Source organism: Nocardia sp. NPDC046763 (genome assembly GCF_040645495.1).
Classification (GTDB): domain Bacteria; phylum Actinomycetota; class Actinomycetes; order Mycobacteriales; family Mycobacteriaceae; genus Nocardia.
The window spans coordinates 91,155-97,947 of sequence record NZ_JBEYYI010000033.1; the positions used below are offsets into that span (position 1 = coordinate 91,155).

At 66.6% G+C, this 6,793-nt stretch carries 8 protein-coding genes and 1 tRNA gene; 6 read left to right on the forward strand and 3 right to left on the reverse strand.

Features of this window, described 5'->3' with window-relative positions:
* The first annotated feature begins 81 nt into the window (after positions 1-81).
* Entirely contained in the window at positions 82-915 is an 834-nt protein-coding gene (locus tag ABZ909_RS37285; protein ID WP_357009736.1) for a class I SAM-dependent methyltransferase, read from the forward strand.
* 60 nt (positions 916-975) lie between these two features.
* On the opposite strand, the gene ABZ909_RS37290 is transcribed toward ABZ909_RS37285, so the two are convergent.
* Complete coding sequence (locus ABZ909_RS37290) at positions 976-1,683, reverse strand: hypothetical protein (protein WP_357009738.1); 708 nt, start codon at positions 1,681-1,683, stop codon at positions 976-978.
* A gap of 106 nt (positions 1,684-1,789) precedes the next feature.
* Between ABZ909_RS37290 and ABZ909_RS37295 the strand changes: the two genes are divergently transcribed.
* Positions 1,790-2,437, forward strand: a complete 648-nt coding sequence (locus ABZ909_RS37295) for a cyclase family protein (RefSeq protein ID WP_357009740.1) — start codon at positions 1,790-1,792, stop codon at positions 2,435-2,437.
* Between the two features lie 161 nt (positions 2,438-2,598).
* The gene (locus ABZ909_RS37300; protein WP_357009742.1) at positions 2,599-2,967 is read left to right on the forward strand and encodes a hypothetical protein; all 369 of its coding nucleotides are present in this window, start codon (positions 2,599-2,601) and stop codon (positions 2,965-2,967) included.
* Positions 2,968-3,063: 96 nt separating this feature from the next.
* Here ABZ909_RS37300 and ABZ909_RS37305 read toward each other — a convergent pair whose 3' ends face one another.
* On the reverse strand, positions 3,064-4,212 hold the full coding sequence (locus ABZ909_RS37305; RefSeq protein ID WP_357009759.1) for an Ig-like domain-containing protein: 1,149 nt from the start codon (positions 4,210-4,212) through the stop codon (positions 3,064-3,066).
* A 361-nt stretch (positions 4,213-4,573) separates the two neighbouring features.
* Between ABZ909_RS37305 and ABZ909_RS37310 the strand changes: the two genes are divergently transcribed.
* A tRNA-Lys gene (locus tag ABZ909_RS37310) sits at positions 4,574-4,646 on the forward strand.
* 82 nt (positions 4,647-4,728) lie between these two features.
* On the opposite strand, the gene ABZ909_RS37315 is transcribed toward ABZ909_RS37310, so the two are convergent.
* Complete coding sequence (locus ABZ909_RS37315; RefSeq protein WP_357009761.1) at positions 4,729-5,928, reverse strand: helix-turn-helix transcriptional regulator; 1,200 nt, start codon at positions 5,926-5,928, stop codon at positions 4,729-4,731.
* A gap of 195 nt (positions 5,929-6,123) precedes the next feature.
* On the opposite strand from ABZ909_RS37315, the gene ABZ909_RS37320 reads away from it, so the two are divergent.
* Positions 6,124-6,372 (forward strand): hypothetical protein, encoded by a 249-nt coding sequence (locus tag ABZ909_RS37320; RefSeq protein WP_357009744.1) that lies wholly within the window; start codon positions 6,124-6,126, stop codon positions 6,370-6,372.
* A gap of 1 nt (position 6,373) precedes the next feature.
* Positions 6,374-6,580 (forward strand): hypothetical protein, encoded by a 207-nt coding sequence (locus ABZ909_RS37325; protein WP_357009747.1) that lies wholly within the window; start codon positions 6,374-6,376, stop codon positions 6,578-6,580.
* Positions 6,581-6,793 lie beyond the last annotated feature (213 nt).

The following is a 6,793-nucleotide window of genomic DNA, read 5'->3' on the forward strand; positions in this document are numbered from 1 at the left end:
CACCTCGGGCCTTGACTTCAAGCCGACTTGAATTGGGACAGTGTAGCTCTCCGGCCCGTCCACCGACGAAGGACAGCGACCATGACGACACCGCTCGACAATGACCAATCCGCCCGCTGGAACGGCTCTTCCGGCAATGCCTGGGTCGACACCCAGGACCTCATCGCCCAGGTGATGCGACCACTCCAGGACATCCTGGTGGCGCTGGCGCGCGACACCGGCGCCCGGGACGTCCTCGATGTCGGCTGCGGCACCGGCGGCACCACCCTCGCCCTCGCGCGGGAAACCGGCGCGCACTGCACCGGCGTCGACATCGCCGAACCGATGATCGCCGCCGCCCGCGCCAACGCCGAGCGAGCGGGCCAGCCCGTCGACTTCATTCGCGCCGATGCCCAGACCCAGCCCTTCGAATCCGCCGCCTACGACCTCATCACCTCCCGGTTCGGAGTGATGTTCTTCGCCGACCCGGTCGCCGCCTTCACCAACCTGCGCCGAGCCACCCGGCCCGGCGGCCGGCTCGGCTGCATCGTCTGGCGCGATCCGGAGGAGAATCCGTTCTTCACCGCGGCCGAACGCGCCGCGGCGCCGCTGCTGTCGAATCTCGAACCCCGAATCCCTGGTTCACCAGGCCAATTCGCCCTCGCCGACCACGATCACGTGGCCGGGATGCTGGCGGCGAGCGGCTGGGCCGAGATCGATATCCGCCCGCTCGATGTCGACTGCGTCATGCCCGAACCGGCGCTCGTCGGCTATCTCTCGCGGCTGGGACCGGTCGGCCTGGCCCTGCTCGAGGTGGACGAACCCACCCGGCAGCGGGTCATCGAGACCGTGCGGGCCGCCTTCGAACCCTTCGTGCACGGCGACGAGGCCCGCTTCACCGCCGCCTGCTGGCTGCTCGACGCCCGGGCTCGCTGATGGATCGCGAGAGCTCCCAGCCGCGGCCGGGATGCCCGAGCCTCCGGAACATGGCGGATCTCATCGCACTTCGCTGAGCAGCCACTGGTCGCGGGGCGTGCGGCGGCGCTCGCGGCGACTGCCGACCCGGGCACGCATGGCGTACTGCGCGGGCATGCTCTCCGCGGTCAGCTGATGCCAGCCGCTGCCGCCGTTGATGTCGAACACGCCGATGTATCCGCCGGGCAGCAACTGGAACGGCGCGGTGATGTGATTGCCGTAGTCGAACTGGGTGCTGCCCGCCGTACGAAAGTTCTCGAACCAGGCGGGAAACACGAAGTCCGACACCTGGATTCCATCGATCGCGTACCCGTACTGGTCCGCCTCACAGGCGTCGGCGACCTCGTAGGCGTAGATGCGTCCGGCGGTGGCGCTGGAGAACACGTAGGCGGCCAGGTTGATATCGGGGTCGCCGAGCATCTCCAGCAGCTCGTGACTGGCCGTGACCGACCACTGCAGGCCGGCATTGATATCGCTGCGCGCGAACACCTTTCCCATCGGCAGACCCTCATTCGTGAGATCGTGATAGCCGAGCGCCCCGGCCTGATCGGAGTCGTCGGACACCACCAGCCACCACGCTCCGGCCGGCGGCTGCGCGTCGGTCGCCACGAAACTCAGATCGGCGTCGCTCCCCCACACCGGGGCCCAGTCCCGGTGCACCTGCGTCTGCAACGCCGGGACCACGGCAGAAACCTGCGCGTCGGTCAGTACGGTACTGCGGTTCAACACGGCAATATGTATGGCAGGCATAGCGATTCTCGAATTCCTCATCGGCGACTGTATTCGATCTTGCTGACGTCATCATCGCGCGAAATCCACAGGGAGGCAGGCGGAAGTGCGCATCATCGATCTTTCGGTACCGATTCGGTCCGGTATGCAGGTGTATCCCGGCGATCCGGAGGTCACCATCCGGCCCGCGCTCACCGTGGCCGCCGACGGGGTGAACGTGTTGCACCTGGATCTCGGGTCGCAGACGGGCACGCACGTGGACGCGCCGCGACATATCGACGACTCGCTGCCGACGCTGGACGAGCTGCCGCTGGACCTGTTCACCGGTCCGGGCGTGGTCATCGACGCGCGGGCGGCCGGCGCGGGCGGGGTGATCGGGCGCGAGTACTTCGCGGACCGGGTGACGGCGGGGCAGATCGTGCTCATCGCCACCGGCTGGTCGCGGCACTGGGGCACCCACGCGTACCTGAACCATCCGCATCTGACCGTGGAGGCGGCCGAGTATCTGGTCGCGGCGGGCGTGCGGACGGTCGGGATCGACGCGCTCAGTGTCGACCCGACACCCACCGAGGAGATCCCGGTGCACCGGATTCTGTGCGGGGCGCACGCCGTCATCGCCGAGAATCTGACCGGATTGGGTGAGGCGCTCGCGGCGCAGGAGGCCGGGCAGCGGGTCGAGGTGTCGATGTTTCCGCTCAACCTGCCCGGCGCGGATGGCGCTCCGGTCCGCGCCGTGGCATGCATCGGGGCCTGATCGAGCGCGTCTCGGAGTGTTACAGAAACACCAGTGTGTCGCATTTTGCGGCGCAGGTCACGCGATCTTCGTAGACTGCTCTGGACACCGGGGACGTCGGGGCCCCCGACCCATGCTCGATCCGAAGGACATTGCACGTGAATCGTTGTGCCGTAACCACTTTGCTAGCCGTTGCGGCTGTCATCGCCGCCGCGCCCGTCGCGTCCGCGGAAATCGTCCTCACCGACGCTTCGCAGACCACCACGACCACGCCCGGCACCACGACGACCACCCCGGGCGCCACCACGCCCGGCACCACCACCCCGGGCACGACGGCCGACCCGTCAGCCGCCGACAACCCGATCGAGTCCGATGTGAACTTCGGATCCTCCGCCATCAAGCTCGGCGGCGCGACCGGTTCGGCGACCACGGGTTCCTCGAAGGGCGGCTGCACTGTCGCCGGCAGTGCCGCGGCACTCGCCGGCTACGCGGGGCTGGGCTGCGGAAACCTCAATGGCGGCGGCGGCATCGGGCCGGGCACCATCGGCTGACACCCGCTCCCCCGAGATCGAGCGCGTCCCAAGGGGCATCGGCGAACACGCTGATGCCCCTTCGGCGCGTCCGCGATCAGCGGCGGGCGTCGGGGATCAGCGGTTGTCGTCGGCGTTGCCGGCCTTCCACTGCTCCCACGGAATGTTCCAGTCGCCCAGCCCGTCCAGGCCCGACAGCGTGCCACCGACGGTGTTCTTGACAATGGTGATGTCGCCGCGCTTGACGTTGTCGTACACCCACTTGGCGTCGGCCGGGCTCAGATTCAGGCAGCCGTGGCTGGTGTCGACCGAGCCCTGCGCGCCCACCGACCACGGGGCCGAGTGGAAGAAGATGCCGGAGTAGGAGATCCGCGTCGCCCAGTCGATGGGGGTGCGATAGCCGCCCGGCGAGTTCACCGGGACGCCGTAGGTGGAGGAATCCATGATGATCTTGTCGAACTTGTCGCCGACGATGTAGACGCCATTGTCGGTGGGCGTGGAGTCCTTGCCCATCGAGGTCGGCATGGTCTTGATCACCTCGCCGTTGCGTTCGACGGTCACCATCTTGGTGTCGTCGTCGGCGGTGAAGACGGTGGCGTCACCGATGGTGAAGCTGGAGTGGATGTCACTGTCGCCGACCAGGCCGTTGCCGAGATCCCGGCCGTAGGCGTTCACCGCGATGTCGACCTTGGTGCCCGGGGCCCAGAAGTTCTGCGGCCGCCAGCGCACCTCGCGATTGTTGACCCAGTAGAAGGCGCCCTCCACCGCGGGCGTGGTTGTGATCTTGATCGCCGCCTGGGCGGCCTTGCGATCCGGAATGTTCTCGTCGAACTGCACGGCCACCGGCTGGCCGATACCGACCACGTCGTCCTCCGCCGGCAGCAGGTACGGGTGGGTGCGGTTATTGGGCGTGATAGTGGTGAAACTCATGGTCGAATTGGTCGCGCCGCCAAGGCCGATCGCGTCGACGCTCAACTTGTAGGTGCGCCCGAACCCCAACTGCTCGGTCAGCCGCCACGAACGACCGTCCGCCGCCAGCTCACCCGACACCGGCTTGCCGTCCGGATTGGTGAGCGCCACGGTCGTGAGCCGACCGTCCTCCACCTTCAAGGCCAACTCCCCCGGCGACACCCCTTTGTCGCCGTCCTTCACCGGTGAGATCAGCTTCGGCTTCATGAGCTCGCCGATCGGATTGGAATCGATTGCCACCGTCGAGGATTGACTCTTATCCCCCGACGAGCACCCGACCAGCGCCAACGCCAGCATTGACACCACGCCCCCGACGACCAGCAGCCGCCCGTATCGTCGCCGACCCCGACCTGCACTCATCACAACCCCGCTTCACGTCTCGGCGCGCAGCACGCTTGTTCGACCACCACGCCCGCCCCATCCGACCGAGACCCCCGCCCTGCCAGTCACAACCGCCCCGGCATCCAACCAAGCGTCCCGCCCACAGGGCTTCCCCCGAAACATCCGCGATCACCCCCGCCGCGTTAACAACTCCCCAACCCCCCACAAACCCGCAGCTCAGACACGCGATTTCACTTTCCGCACTCCACCCTGTTAATGTTCTTCTCGCACCGCAGAGCGGCCCAAGCGAAAGCCCAGGCCCCCCGCGGAGTGACACGCGCCATTAGCTCAATTGGCAGAGCAGCTGACTCTTAATCAGCGGGTTCGGGGTTCGAGTCCCTGATGGCGCACAGAAAAGGCCCCTCCTGCCAGCGGAAACGCTGGACCGGAGGGGCCTTTCTCGTTTCGGCTGTTGCTTACGAACGGTGCTCGTTACAGGGTGACGCCGCACCACGCCGCGAACCCTCGGATGCTGTCCGTCCGGCGAGCATCCTCGCGCGCAAGGACTCGGATGGTCTCGTGCACCATCGGGTGATAACGGACCATCGACGGTGCCAGCAAGCGACCGGCCATCAATGAATCCATTACCAGCGCCCTATTCCCCTGGAGCTGATATGCACGGGCGAGATCGATTTGATGATGGCCGGATCGCGATCGCGGTGTATCCGACGGTATGTGAAGATTCTTGGCCCGACGAATGGCCTCGGCGCTATCCATAGCCTCGACCGCAAGCGCGACACTCCAAATGCCAACATTGGTCGGCCCGAATACGAGAATCTGGTCGCGGTCGTGACCGATTCGATCGGCCGTCGCCGTCGCCTCCGCAAGGTGGATATCAGCCATTTCTCGCTGACCGGCCCGGGCTGCGGCGAGACCCGACTGGAGATGCAGTCCGCCCCAAGCGATTAGGGTCGGCTCGTCGCCGACACCGAGCTGGTTTTCGATCTGCGCGCGGCAACGCTCGAGATACGCCTGCGCAGTCTTCCAATCGCCTCCATTGGTCAGCAGCGTCGCCCGGTGGAACTGGGCGGCAGCAATCCACAGCGGGTCGCCGGATTCCCCGGCCGCCCAGGTCATTCGGTCGATAGCCAGTGCTGCGAGATCCTGATACCCGAGTTTGTGCGCCAGCGAGCGCGCGTTGTAGTACAGCTCGGCGAGCAGGGCGCACACTTGCTCGCGCACGTGGCCTGTGCTGCGGTGGACCAGTGCGCGCGCTTCGATCAGGAGCGGCGGAAGGGCAGCAGCGAGCTTCGGTGACGCGGCATCACGTCGAAGCCTCCGCGAGGCAAGCACATCCTCGGACAGCTTGGCCATCGGCCGTGCCTCAATCTCCGGAGCGGGCATATCCCACGCAGCCACCTCGGTCCGCAATAGCGCGATCGATGCATGCATTTCGCGGTCCTCGGCGGTCGTCGGCGCGAAGGGCTGCCCGAGAAGCTCCGCCACGCTCACTCGTAGGGCTTTCGAGCAAGCCGAGGCGAACGCTGGAGTAGCCGGCCGTCGCCCCTGTTCGACAGCCCGAATCAGCGCCACAGAGATCTGCGTCTCCATGGCCAGACGCGGCTGCGACCAACCCTTCAGCTTCCGGGCCTGAGCAACGCGCTCCGCGACGCCGGCCGAATCGTCAATCATCACGGCCTCAATTCCACTAGCCATCTGATCCCGAGGGTGCCACAAATTGTAGGAGTTCACCCCCCTTGTTTGTCGCACCCTCAGAGTGTGGCCGCGAGCCACGGGTGGCCCGGCGGTCAACTGAAGCGGGTCCAAACTCTCAGCCGCCGGGCCGCCGCCTCCACTATGGCCAACACATTCGGGAGGGGACCTTCGGTGACCGAAACAGAAGCCAGGGTTCTGGCCACCCTGGTGCCGGGTAGCCAGCTCACCATCGACCAGATCGCCCGCAACGCAGAGATTTCCGTTCGCAGCGCTGAGACCGGCGCCCGGTCGCTCGCAAAGAAAGGCTTCGCCGTGGGCAACACTGGCCTGCATAGAAACGCCTGGACCCTGACCTCCGCAGGGGCACGCTACGTCGCCAGCCGCCGCGGGCGCACTGTCCTCGACGTTCCGAGGTCGTGACGTGAACCGCGATCCGGGGCGTGAAGGCGGACCGCTGGGGTTCTTGCACACCGAAAGCGGCATCGTACCGATCGGCGACGACTGCCTGCCCATCATCGACGACGACACACCCGAACTCGAGACGCCGCCCGATTCGCCTGCACTGGAGCGATTTTCGGTGATCGCCGTTGAGGCAGCGTCAGTGTCCGACACCGAACTCGGGCAGTAGGGACCCGCTTGCCCGGGACGACCAGAGCGTTAGAAACCGCGTCTCTAGGGGATTTGGGCCGAAACCCCGCACCTCAACCCGATGACCAGGCCATTCACACCGTCAGGACCTCCAGAACCCCCGAATTCTGCGGAACGCGGGCGAATCTCTCGGGGTGGTGGGGGGGGGGGGGGGGGCCCCCCCCCCCCCCCCCCAAAAATCAAAGCAAGACAC

Excerpts from the sequence above, each read along its gene's own strand:
- ABZ909_RS37285 (WP_357009736.1), top strand. The coding sequence starts at position 82 with ATGACGACACCGCTCGACAATGACCAATCCGCCCGCTGGAACGGCTCT.
- ABZ909_RS37305 (WP_357009759.1), bottom strand. The coding sequence starts at position 4,212 with ATGCTGGCGTTGGCGCTGGTCGGGTGCTCGTCGGGGGATAAGAGTCAA.
- ABZ909_RS37315 (WP_357009761.1), bottom strand. The coding sequence starts at position 5,928 with ATGATTGACGATTCGGCCGGCGTCGCGGAGCGCGTTGCTCAGGCCCGG.